General features: G+C 68.0%; 16 protein-coding genes. 5 read left to right on the top strand and 11 right to left on the bottom strand.

What is annotated here, in order from left to right:
• From TW83_RS03895 to dnaE, 8 genes are all read right to left on the bottom strand, one after another.
• The coding region (locus tag TW83_RS03895; protein ID WP_045981460.1) for a biopolymer transporter ExbD at positions 1–147 on the bottom strand (147 nt) is incomplete at its 3' end.
• A gap of 1 nt (position 148) precedes the next feature.
• Positions 149–841 (bottom strand): protein TolQ, encoded by a 693-nt coding sequence (gene tolQ / locus TW83_RS03890; protein WP_045981459.1) that lies wholly within the window; start codon positions 839–841, stop codon positions 149–151.
• 167 nt (positions 842–1,008) lie between these two features.
• The gene (gene ybgC / locus TW83_RS03885) at positions 1,009–1,404 is read right to left on the bottom strand and encodes a tol-pal system-associated acyl-CoA thioesterase (RefSeq protein WP_045981458.1); all 396 of its coding nucleotides are present in this window, start codon (positions 1,402–1,404) and stop codon (positions 1,009–1,011) included.
• 36 nt (positions 1,405–1,440) lie between these two features.
• Complete coding sequence (gene ruvB / locus TW83_RS03880) at positions 1,441–2,472, bottom strand: Holliday junction branch migration DNA helicase RuvB (protein ID WP_045981457.1); 1,032 nt, start codon at positions 2,470–2,472, stop codon at positions 1,441–1,443.
• Positions 2,469–3,389 (bottom strand): zinc metalloprotease HtpX, encoded by a 921-nt coding sequence (htpX, locus tag TW83_RS03875; RefSeq protein ID WP_045981456.1) that lies wholly within the window; start codon positions 3,387–3,389, stop codon positions 2,469–2,471. The genes ruvB and htpX overlap by 4 nt, the downstream gene beginning before the upstream one ends.
• Before the next feature lie 15 nt (positions 3,390–3,404).
• Positions 3,405–4,115, bottom strand: coding sequence for a Holliday junction branch migration protein RuvA (gene ruvA / locus TW83_RS03870; protein ID WP_045981455.1), 711 nt, complete (start codon positions 4,113–4,115; stop codon positions 3,405–3,407).
• Complete coding sequence (gene ruvC / locus TW83_RS03865) at positions 4,112–4,621, bottom strand: crossover junction endodeoxyribonuclease RuvC (RefSeq protein ID WP_045981454.1); 510 nt, start codon at positions 4,619–4,621, stop codon at positions 4,112–4,114. Before ruvC ends, ruvA begins: the two co-directional genes overlap by 4 nt.
• 99 nt (positions 4,622–4,720) lie before the next feature.
• Positions 4,721–8,191 carry a DNA polymerase III subunit alpha gene (gene dnaE, locus TW83_RS03860; protein ID WP_045981453.1) on the bottom strand — a complete coding sequence of 1,157 codons (3,471 nt, stop codon included), beginning with the start codon at positions 8,189–8,191 and terminating at the stop codon, positions 4,721–4,723.
• A gap of 104 nt (positions 8,192–8,295) precedes the next feature.
• On the opposite strand from dnaE, the gene TW83_RS03855 reads away from it, so the two are divergent.
• The 5 genes from TW83_RS03855 to TW83_RS03835 all read left to right on the top strand — a co-directional run bounded on the left by TW83_RS03855 (position 8,296) and on the right by TW83_RS03835 (position 14,128).
• Positions 8,296–9,807 (top strand): ABC transporter ATP-binding protein, encoded by a 1,512-nt coding sequence (locus TW83_RS03855; RefSeq protein WP_204245714.1) that lies wholly within the window; start codon positions 8,296–8,298, stop codon positions 9,805–9,807.
• Positions 9,804–10,880, top strand: coding sequence for an ABC transporter permease (locus TW83_RS03850; RefSeq protein WP_045981451.1), 1,077 nt, complete (start codon positions 9,804–9,806; stop codon positions 10,878–10,880). Before TW83_RS03855 ends, TW83_RS03850 begins: the two co-directional genes overlap by 4 nt.
• A complete protein-coding gene (locus TW83_RS03845) occupies positions 10,877–11,764 on the top strand; it encodes an ABC transporter permease (protein ID WP_045981450.1) in 888 nt (295 codons plus the stop codon). Before TW83_RS03850 ends, TW83_RS03845 begins: the two co-directional genes overlap by 4 nt.
• Positions 11,765–11,795: 31 nt before the next feature.
• Positions 11,796–12,872 carry a BMP family ABC transporter substrate-binding protein gene (locus tag TW83_RS03840; protein WP_045981449.1) on the top strand — a complete coding sequence of 359 codons (1,077 nt, stop codon included), beginning with the start codon at positions 11,796–11,798 and terminating at the stop codon, positions 12,870–12,872.
• A 149-nt stretch (positions 12,873–13,021) separates the two neighbouring features.
• On the top strand, positions 13,022–14,128 hold the full coding sequence (locus TW83_RS03835; RefSeq protein WP_045981448.1) for a VWA domain-containing protein: 1,107 nt from the start codon (positions 13,022–13,024) through the stop codon (positions 14,126–14,128).
• Here the strand turns inward: TW83_RS03835 and purU are convergent.
• From purU to TW83_RS03820, 3 genes are all read right to left on the bottom strand, one after another.
• Complete coding sequence (gene purU / locus TW83_RS03830; RefSeq protein ID WP_045981447.1) at positions 14,125–15,009, bottom strand: formyltetrahydrofolate deformylase; 885 nt, start codon at positions 15,007–15,009, stop codon at positions 14,125–14,127. The genes TW83_RS03835 and purU overlap by 4 nt on opposite strands.
• 116 nt (positions 15,010–15,125) lie before the next feature.
• The gene (locus TW83_RS03825; RefSeq protein ID WP_045981468.1) at positions 15,126–16,292 is read right to left on the bottom strand and encodes a M20 aminoacylase family protein; all 1,167 of its coding nucleotides are present in this window, start codon (positions 16,290–16,292) and stop codon (positions 15,126–15,128) included.
• Between the two features lie 90 nt (positions 16,293–16,382).
• Positions 16,383–18,215 (bottom strand): ABC transporter ATP-binding protein, encoded by a 1,833-nt coding sequence (locus TW83_RS03820; protein ID WP_045981446.1) that lies wholly within the window; start codon positions 18,213–18,215, stop codon positions 16,383–16,385.
• Positions 18,216–18,306: the final 91 nt, after the last annotated feature.

The raw sequence follows: 18,306 nt of genomic DNA, 5'->3' as shown, positions 1-18,306 counted from the left end.
GCCCGCCGTCATCAGCGGCGCCGCGACCATGAAGATGATCAGCAGCACCAGCATCACGTCCACGAAGGGCGTGACGTTGATCTCGGACATCGGCAGGTTGCGCCGACGGCCCTTGCTGCGGACGCGCTTGACGACCCCGGATGCCATGTCAGGCCTCGTCCATCTGACGCGACAGAAGCGTCGAGAACTCGTCCGAGAATGCCTCCCATCCGCCGGTGATGCGTTCCGCATCGCCCGACAGCTTGTTGTAGAAGACGACGGCCGGGATGGCCGCGACCAGGCCCAGGGCGGTCGCCAGCAGGGCCTCGGCGATGCCCGGCGCCACGACGGCCAGGCTGGTGTCCTGGGTCAGGGCGATACCCTCGAATGCGGACTTGATGCCCCAGACGGTGCCGAACAGGCCGATGAAGGGCGCGGTCGACCCCACGGTCGCCAGGAAGGACAGGCCGCGGAACAGGCGCTGTTCCTCGCGCTGGATGGCCACGTTCATGGCCCGGTCGATGCGCCCGATGCCGCCCGCGATCAGCCGCCCGTCATCGCGGTGGCTGCGGCGCCATTCGGTCATGCCCGCGGAAAAGATCCGTTCGGACGGCCCCTTGGGACGGTCGCCAAGCCGGTCATAAAGATCGTCCAAGGGCTCTCCGGACCAGAAGGCGCGGTCAAAGCGGGCGGCCTCCTTGCGCGCCTGCGCAAAGGTCAGGAACTTCTGCACGATGATCGCCCAGGACCAGAACGAGGCCGCGATCAGCATGATCATGACCACCTGCACCGTCAGCGAGGATCGCCAGAACAAAGCCACGGCCGAAAAGTCGATGGCCTCGGCGGCCTGAATGGGTTCCATGGTCTACTGCCTCATCATCAGGGGCCGCAACTGCCCCCTGGCAGCCCGGCGTTGCGGCCTGTTACCCTGTAATTGCCACGGGTTTCAGCCCCCGCGGCAACACAATGGCGTCAATTTTCATCAACCTGCGTCCGTGTTGCCGCATCCGCGCGGCAGAGGCCACGGGTTCAGCCCTCCGGCAGCGCCCGCGACAGGGCAGCGGGCAGGCGCACGGGACGTCCCCGCCCGTCCAGGCTGACGATCGTCACCCGCGCCGAAAACAGCACCTCATCGCCGCGCAGCACCTGCTGGTCGACCACGATCCGCGCGGCCGTGGCGTGCGACAGGTCGGTGACCACGGTCAGCAGGTCGTCGAAGCGCGCGGGGCGCAGATAGTCGGCCTCGATATGGCGGACGGCGAAGACATGGCCCGACGTCTCCTTCATGCGCATCTGGTCGATGCCGGTGGCGCGCATCCATTCGGACCGCCCCCGCTCGATGTATTTCAGATAGTTCGCATAATAGACGAACCCGGCCAGGTCGGTGTCTTCGTAATAGACGCGCAATGTCAGGTGATGGCTCATGGGGGCCAAAATACGCGCGATCGGTCCCGTCCGCAATCAGACGTCGAACAGCGTCGCCTGACCGGTGGGGACCGGCATGTCCAGGCCCAGATGGCGCCAGGCCCCCTGGGTCAGCATGCGCCCGCGTGGGGTACGCGCGACCAAGCCCTGCTGCAGCAGATAGGGCTCGATCACCTCCTCGATGGCGTCGCGGCTCTCGGACAGGGCGGCGGACAGCGTCTCGACCCCCACGGGTCCGCCCGCGTAATGCTGCGCCATCTGCGTCAGGTACCGCCGGTCGGCCCCGTCCAGGCCCAGATCGTCCACCCCCAGCCGGTTCAACGCGATATCGGCGATCTCGCGCGTCAGGCGGCCGTTCCCCTCCACCAGCGCGAAATCGACCACGCGGCGCAGCAGCCGGCCCGCGATGCGGGGCGTGCCGCGGGCGCGGCGCGCGATCTCCAGCGTGCCTTCGGGATCGGCGCTGATCCCCATCAGCCGCGCGCCGCGCTGCACGATCAGGTCTAGCTCCGCGATCTCATAGAACTGCAGCCGGGTCGGAATGCCGAACCGGTCGCGCAGCGGCGTGGTCAGCAGGCCAAGCCGCGTGGTCGCCCCCACCAGCGTGAAGGGCTGCAACTCGATCCGCACGGTGCGCGCGGCCGGGCCCTCGCCGATCACAAGATCCAGCTCGAAATCCTCCATCGCGGGGTACAGGATCTCCTCCACCGCGGGGTTCATGCGGTGGATCTCGTCGATGAACAGGACGTCGCGCGCCTCGAGGTTGGTCAGGATCGCGGCCAGGTCCCCCGCCCGCGCGATGACCGGCCCGGATGTCATGCGGAAGTTCACCCCCAGTTCGCGCGACATGATCTGCGCCAGCGTGGTTTTGCCCAGTCCCGGGGGGCCGAAGAACAGCGTGTGGTCCATCGCCTTGCCGCGCATCTTGGCGCTTTCGATGAACACCTTCAGGTTCGCGCGCGCCTCGGCCTGGCCCACGAATTCGGACAGGTTCTGCGGGCGCAACGCGCGATCCTCGACATCGCTGTCCAGCTTTTCGGGGCGCAGGTCAGGGTCCGGCCCGGTCATCCGCGGCCCCAGGGCGTGCGCGGCGCGGCGCCGGTGCGGGGGATGCGGCTTGGTCCGGCGGCGGGGGCCGGGTCACGCGGGGCCGTGCCATCCATCGCCATCAGCCGGGCGATCCGCTCCTCGGTCGGGGGGTGGGTGGTGAACAGCCGGTCGGCCCGCATCGCGTGCAGTGGGTTGATGATGAACATCGCCGCGGCGGCGGGGTTCTTCTCGGCCGGCAGGTTCACGCTGCGCCCCGCCGCCTGCGCGATCCGGCTCAGCGCCGAGGCCAGCGCCCGCGGCTTGCCGCTGATCTGCGCGCCGGTCGCATCCGCCTCGTATTCCCGCGCACGAGAGATCGCCATCTGCACCATCATCGCGGCCATCGGCGCCAGGATCATCGCCAGGATGCCGCCGATCATGCCGCCCCGCCCCTCGCGGTTTCCCGCGAACAGCATCATGTTCCCCATCATCGCGATGGCGCCGGCCATGGTCGCGGTGACGGTCATGGTCAGCGTGTCGCGATGCCGGATATGGGCCAGCTCATGGGCGATCACGCCCTCGATCTCGTCGGCGGACAGGTGGTTCAGCAGCCCCTGCGTCACCGCCACGGCGGAGTTCTGCGGATTGCGCCCGGTGGCAAAGGCATTGGGCTGCTGGGTCGGCAGCAGGTACAGCTTGGGCATCGGCATCTGCGCGCGCTCGGCCAGCCGCGCGGTCATCGCGTGCAGTTCGGCCCCCTGTTGGGGCGACAACTCGACCGCCCCCTGCTGACGCAGGACCATCTTGTCGCTGTTCCAATAGCTGAAGAAGTTCATGCCCCCCGCGATCACCAGCGCCATCACCGCACCGCCCGATCCGCCCAGCATCCAGCCCAAGGCCATGACCAGCGCGGTCAGCGCCGCCATCAGCATGAAGACCTTGACGTTTCCTGCCATGTTCAGACCTCCGGTTCAGTCCTTGGGCGCCAGCAGACGCAGCGCCGCGCGGATCAACGCGGGCATGGCCGCCGCCGGTTCCCGCGCCTGCGCCTCGGCCACGGCGGATGCCGCCTCGGACGGACCATAGCCCAGATTGGTCAGCGCCGACAGCGCATCCGCCATCGCCTGACCCTGATGCGCGCCGGTCGCGGGGGCGGGGGCATCGGCGCGACCGCGCGCGGATGCCGCGGAGGGGCCGGGCTCGATGCCCGGCTCCTCCGCATGACCGCCCGCGGCAACGTCCCCCGCATCAATGGTCAGTGCGCCGCCCAAGGCCATGACCGAGGGCGCCTTGTCCTTCAGTTCCAGCACGATCCGCTGCGCCAGCTTGGGACCGACCCCGTTCGCCTTGCGCACCGACGCCCAGTCCCCCAGCGCGATCGCCCGGCCCAGCCCCTCGGGGCCCAGCGTGCTCAGGATCGCCAGCGACACCTTGGCACCGACCCCCTGGACCGACGTCAGCAGCCGGTGCCACTCCTTGTCCAGCATGGTCGGGAATCCGAACAGCTGCAAAAGATCCTCGCGCACCACCAGTTCGGTATACAGCGCCGCCGCCTGCCCCACCGGCGGCAGCCCCGCCGCCGTCCGCTCGCTGACATGCACGATGTATCCCACGCCCCGCACGTCGATCAGCACGTGATCGCGCGCCCGGTGCAGGATGACCCCCGCGATCCGCCCGATCATGCCGCGCCCCGCTTGGGCGTGGCGACCCGCAGCGACCGTCCCTGCAGATGACGGGCGTGACAGATGGCGATGGCCAGTGCATCCGCCGCGTCCGCGCTGTCGAAGACCGCCCCGGGCAACTGGATGCGGACCATGTGCTGGACCTGCTCCTTGCCCGCGTGCCCCACGCCCACGACGGTCTTCTTGACCGCGTTGGGCGCGTATTCCCCGACCGATATCCCCGCCTCGGCTGGCGCCAGCAGGGCCACGCCCCGCGCCTGCCCCAGCTTCAGCGTCCCGGTCGCGTCCTTGTTGACGAAGGTCTGCTCGACCGCGGCCTCGTCGGGGGCATGGGTCGCGATGACCGCGCACAGACCTCGGAACAGGACCGACAGCCGCGCGCCCAGATCCTGCGCGCCGTCCGAATGGATGGTGCCGTTGGCGATGTGACGGATGCGCGATCCGTCGACCTCGATCATCCCCCAGCCCATGTTCCGCAAACCGGGATCGATACCCAAGACCTTCATGCCGCCCTCTTTTTTCCGATTGCTAGCACGAAGCGCGAACATCTGGCTAGGGGCATGCCACGGCGGGCCATAGGTATTCGAACGACGAAGACGCCCGGCTCACTCCTCGACCACGTCCAGCACGCCGGGCACCGCGCGCAGCGCCTGACGCGCGGGGGTGGTCAGGGGGGCGTCGTTGGCGACCTCGATCTCGATGATCTCGTCACCCTCGCGGATGCGCAGGCGGATCGGGCCGCGCGACCGAGGCGGCACGATGATGTCGGTGCGGATGCGGGTCAGCACCTCGACCAGGCGCGGGATCGTGTCGGCGCCCTGCATCTCGACCGCAAGGCAGCCTGCGCCCGCGTCGGCCACGGCGTCCTCCAGCGCGGTGACCGAATTGGCCAGCATCTTAACCTGATCGCCCGACGGCTCGACCTTGACCTGCAGCACGACGCTGGCGCCCGGTTCCAGCTTGTCGCGGCTGGCGGTCAGCAGGTCCGAGAACACCGTGACCTCATACAGCCCCGTGGGGTCCGACAGGCTGACGAAGGCATAGGCGGTGCCCTTGGCGGACTTGCGCTCCATCCGCGCGGCGACCGTGCCCGCGATCTGGGCGACCAGCGGGCCGTTCAGCGCGTCCTGGCTGATCTCGGCCAAGGTCATCACCTTCTTGCGGCGCAGGGCCGGCAGATAGTCGTCCAGCGGATGCCCGGACAGATAGAATCCGACGGCCTTGTGCTCCTCTCCCAGCTTCTCGGTCGGCAGCCAGATGCCCGACAGGGGGGCACGCGGCGGCGGCAGATCCTCTCCGCCCCCGAACAGCGACGTCTGACTGGAGGCGGCCTGGCTCTGGACCGCTGCCGACCAGGCGACCAGCCCGTCCAGCGACTTCATCACCCGTGCACGGTTGTCGTCCAGCCCGTCGAAGGCGCCGGCGCGGGCCAGCATCTCCAGCGGGCGCTTGCCCACCCGCTTCATGTCGGTGCGCCGTGCCAGGTCGTGGATGTCGCGGAACGGCTGGTCCGCGCGCGCATCGTGGATCAGGCGCATCGCCTCCAGGCCCACGCCCTTCAGCGCGCCCAGGGCATAGTGGATGCGCCCCGGCCCCACGGTGAAGGTCGGCGCCGAGCGGTTGACGCAGGGCGGCACGATCTCGATCCCCATCCGATCGCATTCGCGTTTGTAAACGGCCAGCTTGTCGGTCAGATGGATGTCGCAGTTCATCACCGCGGCCATGAACTCGACCGGGTGGTTCGCCTTCAGCCACGCGGTCTGATAGCTGACCACGGCATAGGCGGCCGCGTGCGACTTGTTGAAGCCATAGTTAGCGAACTTTTCCAGCAGGTCGAAGACCTCTCCGGCCTTCTTGTCGGGCACGCCGTTGGCGACCGCGCCCTTGACGAACTTGGGCCGCTCCTTGGCCATTTCGGCCGCGATCTTTTTGCCCATCGCCCGGCGCAGCAGGTCGGCGCCGCCAAGCGAATATCCCGCCATGACCTGCGCGATCTGCATCACCTGTTCCTGATAGACGATGATGCCCTGGGTCTCGGCCAGGATGTCGTCGATGGTCGGGTGGATCGATTCCAGGTCGCGCAGGCCGTTCTTGACCTCGCAATAGGTCGGGATGTTCTCCATCGGGCCGGGACGGTACAGCGCCACCAGCGCCACGATGTCCTCGATGCAGGTGGGTTTCATGCGGCGCAGCGCGTCCATCATGCCGCTGGATTCCACCTGGAACACCGCGACCGTGCGCGCGCTGGCGAACAGGTCGTAGCTGGCCTTGTCGTCCAGCGGGATCAGGTTGATCTGGTTTTCCGTCCCCGGCGCGGGGTCGTACAACTGCCGCCCGTCGGCGGCGATGTGCAGCGGACGGCCCTGACCGTTGATCAGGTCGACCGCATTCTGGATCACCGTCAGCGTCTTGAGGCCCAGGAAGTCGAACTTGACCAGGCCGGCCTGCTCCACCCATTTCATGTTGAACTGGGTCGCCGGCATATCGGATGCCGGATCGCGGTACAGCGGCACCAGCTGGTCCAGCGGTCGGTCACCGATCACCACGCCCGCCGCGTGGGTCGAGGCGTTGCGATAGAGGCCCTCCAGCTGTTCGGCGTAATCCAGCAGGCGGGCCACCACCTCCTCGCGCGCGGCCTCGCGCAGGCGCGGCTCGTCGGCGCGGGCCTTGGCGATGCTGACGGGTTTCACGCCCTCGACCGGGATCATCTTGGACAGGCGGTCCACCTGGCCGAAGGGCAGCTGCAGGACGCGGCCCACGTCGCGCACCGCCGCCTTGGACAGCAGCGCGCCGAAGGTGATGATCTGGCCCACCTTGTCGGCCCCGTACTTGCCCTGCACGTAACGGATCACCTCCTCGCGGCGGTCCATGCAGAAGTCGATGTCGAAATCCGGCATGCTGACCCGTTCGGGGTTCAGGAACCGCTCGAACAGCAGGTTGTAGCGCAGCGGATCAAGGTCGGTGATGGTCAGCGCATAGGCGACCAGCGAACCGGCGCCCGACCCGCGGCCGGGACCGACCGGGATGCCCTGTTCCTTGGCCCAATGGATGAAATCGGCCACGATCAGAAAATAGCCGGGAAAGCCCATCTGTTCGATGATGCCCAGCTCGAAATCCAGCCGCGCGGTGTATTCCTCGACCGTGACCGCATGGGGAATCACCTTCAGGCGCTCGGCCAGGCCGGCATGGGCCTGGCGACGCAGTTCGGTCACCTCGTCATCGGCGAACCTGGGCAGGATCGGCGCGTGCTTGGACACCGCGAAGGCGCAGCGGCGCGCGATTTCCACCGTGTTCTCGATCGCCTCGGGCAGGTCGGCGAATAGGACGGCCATCTCCTCGGCCGATTTGAAGTAATGCTGGGGCGTCAGGCGGCGACGGGGTTGGGACTGGTCGACATAGGCTTTCTCGGCGATGCAGATCAGCGCGTCATGCGCCTCGTACATGGTGGTCTTGGGAAAATAGACATCGTTCGTCGCCACCAGCGGCAGACCCTTGGCATAGGCCAGATCGACCAGACCGCCCTCGGACGCGGCCTCGGCGGCCATCAGCTGGCCGTTCTCGCCGGGATGGCGCTGCAGTTCGACATAGAGCCGGTCGCCGAAGGACGCCGCCAGCCGGTCCACCAGCGCCTCGGCCTTGGGCATCTGGCCCTGCGCGATCAGCAGCCCCAAGGGGCCCGTTGCGCCCCCGGTCAGGCAGATCAGCCCCTCGGCCTTGGCGCACAGCTCGTCGACCGTCACATGCGGCAGCGCCCCGCCCTCGCGCAGATAGAGGCAGGTGGACAGCGCCATCAGGTTCATCCACCCCGCCTGGTTCTGCGCCAGGAGGACGACCGGCCCGGTGGCCTCGGCCATCAGGGTCACCTGACAACCGATAATGGGCTGGATGCCCTTGTCGCGGGCCTTCACGCTGAATTCCAGCGCGGCGAACATGTTGTTCGTGTCGGTCAGCGCGACCGCCGGCATGCCTGCCTCGAAGGCAAGGCTTGGCAATTTGCCTACTGGAATGGCACCTTCCAGCAAAGAATGCTCGGAATGTGTGCGAAGATGGATGAATCGGGGGGATTTTGCGGCCATGATCGGGACAGTATCGCAGCGTGACCAAACAGTGCAATTGCGCGGCTGCCGAATTGCGGTCTAAGCAGGTCAGGAATTTGACCAAGGGGACAGAATTGACCGACATGCCCGTGTTCCGCGCCAGGGGTCTGGGCAAGTCCTATCCCGGCGTCCGCGCCAATGACGACGTGTCGTTCCACGTCATGCCCGGAGAGATCCACGCCCTGCTGGGCGAGAACGGCGCGGGCAAGTCGACGCTGGTCAAGATGATCTATGGGCTGGTGCGCCCCGATGACGGGCAGATGTGGCTGGGCGACGGCGCCCATGCGCCCTCCGATCCGCGGGCGGCGCGCGCGGCGGGCGTGGCGATGGTGTTCCAGCATTTCAGCCTGTTCGACGCGCTGACGGTCGCCGAGAACATCGCCCTGGGGATGGAGAACCCGCCGCCGCGGCGCGAACTGTCGGCGCGCATCACCAAGGTCAGCCATGATTTCGGCCTGCCGCTGAACCCCGCGCGGCGCATCGTCACCCTGTCGGCCGGCGAACGCCAGCGGGTCGAGATCATCCGCTGCCTGTTGCAGAACCCCCGCCTGTTGATCATGGACGAGCCGACCAGCGTGCTGACCCCGCAGGAGGCCGAGCTGCTGTTCGCGACCCTGCGCAAGCTGGCGGCCCAAGGCACCGCGATCCTTTACATCAGCCACAAGCTGGACGAGATTCGCAGCCATTGCGACCGCGCCACGATCCTGCGGCACGGCAAGGTCGTGGACAGCTGCGACCCCCGCGCCCATTCCGCCCGCGACCTGGCCGCGATGATGGTCGGCGGCCAGATGCGCCAGATCGACCGCAGCGGTCGCCAGCCCGGCGCCGTCCTGCTGGAGGTGCGCGCCCTGTCCCAGCCCGCCCCCAATGCCGAGGGCACCGCGCTGAAGGACATCGCCCTGTCCCTGCGGGCCGGAGAGATCCTGGGCATCGGCGGCGTCGCCGGCAACGGCCAGGAGGAGCTGTTGGCCGCCCTGTCGGGCGAGGCACCGACCGCGCCCGGCACCGTCACGCTGGAAGGCGCGGACCTGTCAGCCGCCGGCCCTGAACCGCGCCGCGTCAAGGGCCTGCTCAGCGCGCCCGAGGACCGGCTGGGCCATGCCGCCGTCCCCGATTTCAGCCTGACCGAGAATACGCTGCTGACCGCGGGCAGCCGCAAGTCCTTGGTCCGCGGCGGGCTGATCGACCACCGGGCGGCGCGCGACTATGCGCTGGCGGTGATCGAGGAGTTCGACGTGCGCATCCCCGGGCCCCATGTCGCGGCCCGCGCCCTGTCCGGCGGCAACCTGCAGAAATTCGTCATCGGCCGAGAGGTCATGCAGAACCCGCGCGTGCTGGTCGTGAACCAGCCCACCTGGGGCGTGGATGCGGGAGCGGCAGCCAGTGTGCGGCAATCGCTGCTGGACCTGGCCCGCCAGGGCGCGGGCGTCATCGTCATCTCTCAGGATCTGGATGAGCTTTTGGAACTGTCCGACCGTTTCTGCGCCCTGAACGAAGGCCGCCTGTCGCCCCCCGTCCCCACCGACGGCCTGACGCTGGACCGCATCGGCCTGATGCTGGGTGGCGCACATGGCATGGAAGAGGCGCATCTATGATCACGCTGATCCCGCGCCAAAGCGCCTCGACCGGCTGGCAGGTCGCGACGCCGGTCATGGCCGTGCTGGCCACGATGATCGCCGGCGGGCTGCTGTTCGCGATGCTGGGCCATGACCCGGTCGCGGCGATCCGCACGATCTTCTGGGACCCGCTGTTCGGCCCTGCCGCCGGCTATTCCCGGCCGCAGCTTCTGATCAAGGCCGCGCCGCTGATCCTGATCGCCTCCGGGCTGGCCATCGGCTTTCGCGCCGGCATCTGGAACATCGGGGCCGAGGGGCAGTACATCATCGGCGGCATCACCGGCGCCGCGGTCGCCTTGGCGCTGTATCCGCTGGAGGCCTGGTGGCTGTTCCCGCTGATGGTCGCGGCCGGACTGGCCGGGGGCTGGGCCTGGGGCATGATCCCCGCGATGCTCAGGAACTGGTTCGGCGCATCGGAAATCCTGGTGTCGCTGATGCTGGTCTATGTCGCGCAGCGGATCGCGGCATGGATGGCCTTCGGCCCGATGCGCAACCCGCAGGGCATGGGCTTTCCCGGATCGCGCAACCTGCAGCAATACCCCTCGGCCGCGAACCCCGAGCTGATCGCCGGGACCGGCGCGCATTGGGGCGTCGTGGCCGCCGCCGCCGCGGTCCTGGCCACATGGTTCCTGATGAGCCGCCACATCCGCGGGTTCCACATCCGCGCCGCCGGCACCGCGCCGCGCGCCGCGCGGTTCGCGGGCGTGCGGCCGCAGACGCTGGTCGCGTTCTGCCTGGGCCTGTCGGGCGCGCTGGCCGGTGGCGCGGGCCTGTTCGAGGTCGCGGGCCCCGCGGGCCAGATCACCGACAAGCTGGGCGTCGGATACGGGTTCACCGCGATCATCGTGGCGTTCCTGGGGCGGCTGCACCCGGTGGGCATCCTGCTGGCGGGACTGCTGCTGGCGCTGACCTATATCGGGGGCGAACTGGCTCAGCTGACCATGTCGCTGCCCGCCGCGACCGTGCAGGTGTTCCAGGGGATGCTGCTGTTCTTCCTGTTGGGCTTCGACGTCCTGACCCGCTATCAGATCCGCAGAAGGCGCACCGCATGATCGACCCCCTGTCCGTCTTTCTGCTGCTGATCTCGGCCTCGACCCCGATCCTGTTCGCCGCCCTGGGCGAACTGGTCGTGGAACGCGCGGGCGTCCTGAACCTGGGGGTCGAGGGGATGATGATCACCGGCGCGCTGGCCGGTTTTGCCGCCGCCTATGCTAGCGGCAATCCGTTTCTGGGGTTTCTGGTCGCGGCCGTGGCCGGGGCGGCCATATCACTGCTGTTCGCGGCGCTGACGCAGCTGTTCCTGGCCAACCAGGTCGCATCGGGCCTGGCGCTGACCCTGTTCGGCCTGGGCCTGGCCGCGATGTTCGGCAAGCCGTTCGAGGGGGTCAAGGCACCGCCCATGCCGATCGGGCCGCTGCGCATCAACTGGATCGTGTGGCTGGGGCTGGCGATGGTGCCGGTCGTCTGGTGGTTCCTGAACCGCACCCGGCGCGGCCTGGTCCTGCGCGGCGTCGGAGAGAACCACGAGGCCGCCCACGCCCTGGGCTATGACGTGCGCCTGACCCGTCTGGCGGCCATCGCCTTTGGCGGCGCGATGGCGGGGATCGGCGGGGCATTCATATCGATCGCGACGGTCCTGCAATGGACCGAGGGGATGACCGCCGGGGCGGGCTGGATCGCGCTGGCGATCGTGGTCTTCTCGAACTGGACGGCGGCGGGCGTCCTGGCGGGGGCCTGGCTTTTCGGCGGCGTTACCGTGCTGCAGCTGCGCCTGCAGGCGGCGGGCGTGCAGGTGCCGGTGCAGCTGCTGTCGATGGCGCCCTATCTGGCGACCATCATCGTGCTGGTGGCCATCTCGGCCCGGCAGAAATACTCGCGGCGCGCGGGGGCGGCTGCCCCCGGCTCGCTTGGGACCAACTTCCACGCGCTGCGGTAGAACCGCGGCCATACCAACCAAGAGGGATACCATGAACCGCAGACATCTTCTGGCCACGGCCGCCGCCCTGATGACCGCGATGGCCGCCCCGGCCATGGCCCAGGACGAGCCGCTGAAGGTCGGCTTCATCTATGTGGGCCCCGTGGGTGACGGCGGCTGGACCTATCAGCACGACCTGGCCCGCCAGGCCGTCGAGGCCGAGTTCGGCGACCGCGTCGAGACCACCTTCATCGAGAGCGTGCCGGAAGGCGCCGACGCCGAACGCGCCCTGACCCAGCTGGCCCTGGCCGGGAACGAGCTAATCTTCGCGACCAGCTTCGGCTTCATGGACCCGGTGATGAACGTCGCGGCCAAGTTTCCCGACATCAAGTTCGAACATGCCACCGGCTACAAGACCGCCGAGAACGTCGCGACCTATGACGCGCGCTTCTACGAGGGTCGGGCGGTCATCGGCACCATTGCGGGCCGCATGACGGAATCGAACAAGATCGGCTATATCGGGTCCTTCCCGATCCCCGAGGTGATCCAGGGCATCAACTCCAGCTTCATCCATGCACGCAAGGTGAACCCGGATGTGGAGATGCGCGTCGTCTGGGCATACAGCTGGTTCGACCCCGCCAAGGAGGCCGAGGCCGCGTCGGCGCTGTTGGCCGAGGGCGTGGACGTGATCCTGCAGCACACCGATTCGACCGCGCCCCTGGCCCAGGCCCAGCAGGCCGGCGCCATCGGATTCGGTCAGGCCAGCGACATGGCGGCGTTCAAGCCCAGCCCGCGGGTGGCCTCGATCATCGATGAATGGTCGCCCTATTACATCAAGCGCGTCGGCGCGGTGCTGGACGGCACCTGGGAAAGCGGGTCCAGCTGGGCGGGCATCGGGGACGGAGAGGTCGTGATCGGAGAGATCACCGACGCCGTCCCCGCCGAGGTCAAGGCCGAGGCCGAGGCCCTGCGCGACGCCATCGGCGCGGGCGAATACCACCCCTTCACCGGGCCGCTGAACAAGGCCGACGGCACCGTCTGGCTGGCCGAGGGAGAGCCCGCCAGCGACGCGGACCTGCAGTCGATGAACTTCTACGTCGAGGGCATCACCGCCCAGATCCCGCAGTAAGCGGCCCTGACCGACACCCTGCGCGCCCCGGTCCGAAACGGCCGGGGCGTTCGTCGTTCCGGCGACATCCCGCGCAGGCCTGGCCGCGATGATGACATCCGGCCGCGACCCCGGCGATACTGTGCGCAACCGATACCGGAGGCCGCCTGATGCGCCTGCTTGCCCTGACCGCCCTGCTGCTGTCCACCGCCCCTGCCCTGGCGCAGGACGCCGACGCGCTGCTGGCGCGCTTCCTGCAGGACCGGGGCGAGGATATCGACGCCTGCTTCACCGACATGCCACAGATGCGCGACGACCAGCGCGATGCCGATTTCCGGGGTGCGACGGACGCCCCGGTGCCCCTGCGGCGGCTGGTGGTGGCCTTCGACGCATCCGGGTCGATGGCGGGTGCGCTTGGCAGCGACACCAAGATGGCGGCGGCACGGCAGGCGGTCGATGCCCTGCTGGACGACCTGCCTGATGACGTGACCGCCAGCCTGGTGGCCTTTGGCCATCGGGGCACGAACGATGATGCCGGTCGCGCCGAAAGCTGTGCGGGAGTCGAGACCCTGGTGCCCGCCACCGACGATACCACGGCGCTGAAGGCGGCGGCGCAGGCGCTGGAACCGGCGGGCTGGACGCCCTTGGCCGATGCGCTGGCCGCCGCCGGGGCGCAACTGGCGCCGTCAGACACGGCGGGCGAACAGGTCGTCTATGTCGTGTCGGACGGAGAGGAGACCTGCGGCGGCGATCCCGTGGAACAGGCGCGCGCCCTGCATGACGGCGACATCCGCGCCGTCGTCAACATCCTAGGGCTGGACCTGCCCGCCGACGAACGCGCCCAGCTGGAGGCCGTAGCCCAGGCTGGGGGCGGCCTGTTCACCCCCGTCACCACGCAAAGCGAGCTGGCGCGCGAGATCAAGGAAAGGCGTCGCTGGAACGCCAACAGCTTCGAGATGCTGAGAACCAACAACCAGGCGTCGATGACCCAGCTGCGCAATTCCAACGCCGCCGGAGGTGCGCTGCTGCGGCTGAACAACTGCATCGGTGGCCGTTCGCTGCGCGAGAGCAACCGGGTGCGTGCCTGGTCACGCGACCAGGATCTGACCCCCGACCAGCAGGCCGCGCTGCGCGCCGCGCTGACGGCCGCGCATGACGCCCATGACGCCCGCGCGGCAGAAATCCGCAGCACACTGGAGGCCGCGCGCGACAGTGCAAACCAGGCCGTCCAGGATCAGCGCGACGCCGATGCGGCCGAGTTCGAGGCGGTGCGTTAACCCATCCGCTCGCTGGCATAGCTGCCGGGCGACGGCGGGAAGACCACCGTCTTGGCCGCATTCAGGAAGACGCGGCCGTGGATATGGGCATGGACCGCGCGGGCCAGCACCTGCGCCTCGACGTCGCGGCCAAGGGAGACATAGTCGCCGGGGGACTGGGCATGGGTCACACGGACCGTGTCCTGTTCGATGATCGGGCCTTCGTCCAGGTCGGCGGTGACGTAATGGCTGGTCGCGCCGATCAGCTTGACGCCTCGCTCATAGGCCTGCTTGTAGGGGTTCGCCCCCTTGAAGCTGGGCAGGAAGGAATGGTGGATGTTGATGATCCGCCCCGACATCTGCTGGCACATCCGGTCCGACAGCACCTGCATATAGCGCGCCAGCACGACCAGTTCGGCCCCGGTCTGGTCGATGATCTCCATCTGGCGGGCCTCGGCCTCGGCCTTGTTCTCGGGCGTGACGCGGATCATGTGGAAGGGGATGTCGTGGTTTACGACGACCTTCTGGTATTCGTGGTGGTTCGACACGACGCCAACGATCTCGATCGGCAGGGCACCGATGCGCCAGCGGTACAGAAGGTCGTTCAGGCAGTGCCCGAACCGGCTGACCATGATCAGCACCTTCTTCTTGACGGCATCGTCGGTGACCTCGACCTCCATGCCGAACCGCGTGGCGATGGGCGCGAACATCGCGCGCAGGCTCTCCAGCGTCGCGGCCCCTTCGGAGCGGAAGCTGACCCGCATGAAGAACCGACCCGTCTCGACGTCGTCGAACTGGGCGCTGTCGGTGATGTTGCAGTCCGCATCCGCCAGCGCGCCGGAAATCGCCGCGACGATGCCGCGGGTCGAGGCGCAGGTCACGCGCAGGGTGAAGGTCTTCATATGGGGTCCCCGTTTTGCCGATGGCGCGAACGCCACCGGCATTTCAACGCATTGCCCGCGAAGGGCAATCACGTTTGCGACGGCGGGGGGCCGCCCGCGACATCAGGCGGCCTGCATTAGGCCGCCGGCAGCCGCGCCTCGACCATGCCCGCATACCAGCTGGAGCCCGCCGGGATCGCGTCGTCGTTGAAGTTGTAGGCCGGGTGATGGACCATCGCCGTGTCGCCGTTGCCGACCCAGATATAGGCGCCCGGACGTTCGTTCAGCATATAGCTGAAATCCTCGCCGCCCATCATCGGCTGCATGTCCATGTTCACCCCGCCCGAGATGTCGCGCGCCACGTCGGCGGCCCATTCCGTCGCCTGCGGGTCGTTCATGGTGACCGGATAGCCACGCTGGTAATCGACATCGGCGCGTGCGCCCATCGCGGCGGCGATGTTGGTGGCGACGCGCTTGATCCCCTCCTCCAGCTGATCGCGGACCTCGGGGGCCAAGCTGCGGGCGGTGCCCTTCAGCTGGACGACCTGCGGGATCACGTTATGCGCCGTCGAATCCGTCGACACCACGCAGACCGAGATCACCGCGTTCTTCAGCGGGTCGATGTTGCGCGCCACGACCGACTGCAACGCCACGACGATCTGGGCGGCGGTCAGGGTGGTGTCGATGCATTCATGGGGCTTTGCGGCATGGCCGCCCTTGCCGGTCACGGTGATATCGAACTGATCGGCCGCCGCCATCATCGCGCCGGGCCGGATCGAGAACTGGCCCACCGGCATGCCGGGCATGTTGTGCATGCCATAGAATTCGTCGATCTTCCAGCGGTCGACCAGCCCGTCCAGGACCATCGCCTCGCCCCCGGCACCGCCTTCTTCCGCGGGCTGGAAGATCACGATGGCGGTGCCGTCGAAATTGCGCGTCTCGGCCAGGTACTTGGCCGCACCCAGCAGCATGGCGGTGTGGCCGTCATGGCCGCAGGCATGCATCTTGCCCGGCGTCTTCGACGCGTATTCCACGCCCGTCTGCTCGATGATCGGCAGCGCGTCCATGTCGGCGCGCAGGCCCACGACGCGGCCCTTGCTGTCGGTCCGGCCCTTGATGACGCCGACGACGCCGGTGCGGCCCACGCCCTCGGTGACCTCGTCACAGCCGAATTCGCGCAGCAGGTCGGCCACGCGGCCCGCGGTGCGGTGGACGTCGTACAGCAGTTCGGGATGTTCGTGGAAATCGCGGCGCCAGGCGGTGATTTCGGGCAGCAGTTCGGCAAAGCGGTTCTTGACGGGCATGGTTGTCTCCTTCGGACGCAGGGTGGCGATTTCCTGCACGATCTGCAAGAGGGGCCAGGGGCACCCCGCCACGCCCTGCCCGAAAAACGATCAGCCGTGGGTGACCGGATCGACCAGCACGCGGTGCCCCGGCGCGACCTCTCGGTAGACGGACGGCTTGGCCACGTAATCGACCGGGTGCATGGGCGACGGGATGGGCTTGAAGCTGAGATCCTCGCTGATCTTCTTCTGGCGCGGGTCGGCCACGGGCACCGCCGACATCAGCTGGCGGGTATAGCTGTGCTGGGGGTTCTCGAAGACCTGCCGGCGGGTGCCCAGTTCGACGATGCGGCCCAGATACATCACGCCCACATGGTGGCTGACGCGTTCGACGACGGCCATGTCATGGCTGATGAACAGCATCGATATGCCCAGGTCCTGCTGCAGCTCCATCAGCAGGTTCAGCACCTGCGCCTGGACCGACACGTCCAGCGCCGACACGGCCTCGTCCGCGATGATCAGCTTGGGGTTCAGCGCCAGGGCGCGGGCAATGGCGATGCGCTGGCGCTGGCCGCCCGACATCTCGTGCGGATAGCGGCGCATGAAGCTGCGCGGCAGTTCCACCCGGTCGAACAGGGCCGCGATGCGGTCCTGGCGTTCGGACTTGCTGCCGATGCCATAGTTCTCCATCGGCTCTGCGACTTGGTCGTAGAGCTTCATGTGCGGGTCCAGGCTGGCGAACGGGTCCTGAAAGATCATCTGCATGTCGCGGCGCGACTTGCGCAGCGCGTTCGCCGACAGGCCGATGATGTCGGTGCCACCCAGGTCGACCGTGCCCGATTCGGGCTCGACCAGGCGCAGGATCGACCGCCCGCAGGTGGACTTGCCGCAGCCGGATTCCCCCACCAGCGACAGCGTCTCGCCGGCGTTGATGGTAAAGCTGACATCCTCGACCGCGTGCACCCGCGCGACGGTGCGGCGCAGCAGGCCGCCCTTGACCTTGAACCGCGTGGTCAGGTTCTTGACCGTCAGCAGTGGCGTGGGGTTGGCGACGACGATGGGTTCGGGGGCGCCGGTCGATCCGTCGCTCATCAGGCGCAGGCGTTCGGGGGCGGCCTTGCCGGTCATCTCGCCTAGGCGCGGGACGGCGGCCAGCAGCATCTTGGTGTAATCCCGCTGAGGATTCTCGAAGATCTGCTCGACCGGGCCTTCCTCGACCTTCTCGCCGCGATACATGACCACCACCCGGTCGGCCATCTGGGCGACCACGGCCATGTCATGGGTGATGAAAAGGACGGCAATCTGCTTTTCCCGCTTCAGCCGGTCGATCAGCGCCAGGATCTCCGCTTGGATCGTCACGTCCAGCGCGGTCGTGGGTTCGTCGCAGATCAGCAGGCGCGGCTCGCAGGCCATGGCGATGGCGATCACGACGCGCTGGCGCATGCCGCCCGACAGTTCGTGCGGATACTGGTCCAGCCGGCGTTCGGGTTCGGGAATGCGGACCTGGCGCAGGATCTCCAGCGCGCGGGCGCGGGCCTCGGCCTTCTTCAGGCCGCGATGGGTGATCAACCCCTCGACCAGCTGGTCGCCAACGGTGAAGACCGGGTTCAGCGCGGTCATCGGCTCCTGGAAGATCATGCCGATCTGGTTGCCGCGGATGTCGCGCATCGCGGCGCTGTTCTGGCGGGCCAGGTCGACGACCTTGCCGTCATCCTGTTCGAACATCAGCTGGCCGCCCGCGATGGTGCCCCCGCCGAATTCCACCAACCGCATCAGCGACAGCGAGCTGACCGATTTTCCCGACCCGGATTCGCCCACCACGCAGACGCATTCGCCCGGCTTGATGTTGAAGCTGACATCCTTGACGCCGACCACGACCCCATCGTTGGTTTCGAATTCGACCCGCAGTTTCTCAATGGAAACAAGAGGTTTGTCGTCAAGCATCTGGGGCCCCCGGGAAAGATCAAGCCAGCAGGCTAGCCATTGCCCGGGGAAAGTCAAAGCCCAAACGCATGTGCGATGGGTCTTGCCTTTC

This window comes from Paracoccus sp. S4493 (assembly GCF_000967735.1).
Lineage (GTDB): Bacteria > Pseudomonadota > Alphaproteobacteria > Rhodobacterales > Rhodobacteraceae > Paracoccus > Paracoccus marcusii.
This window is presented reverse-complemented; position numbering and strand designations above follow the sequence as displayed.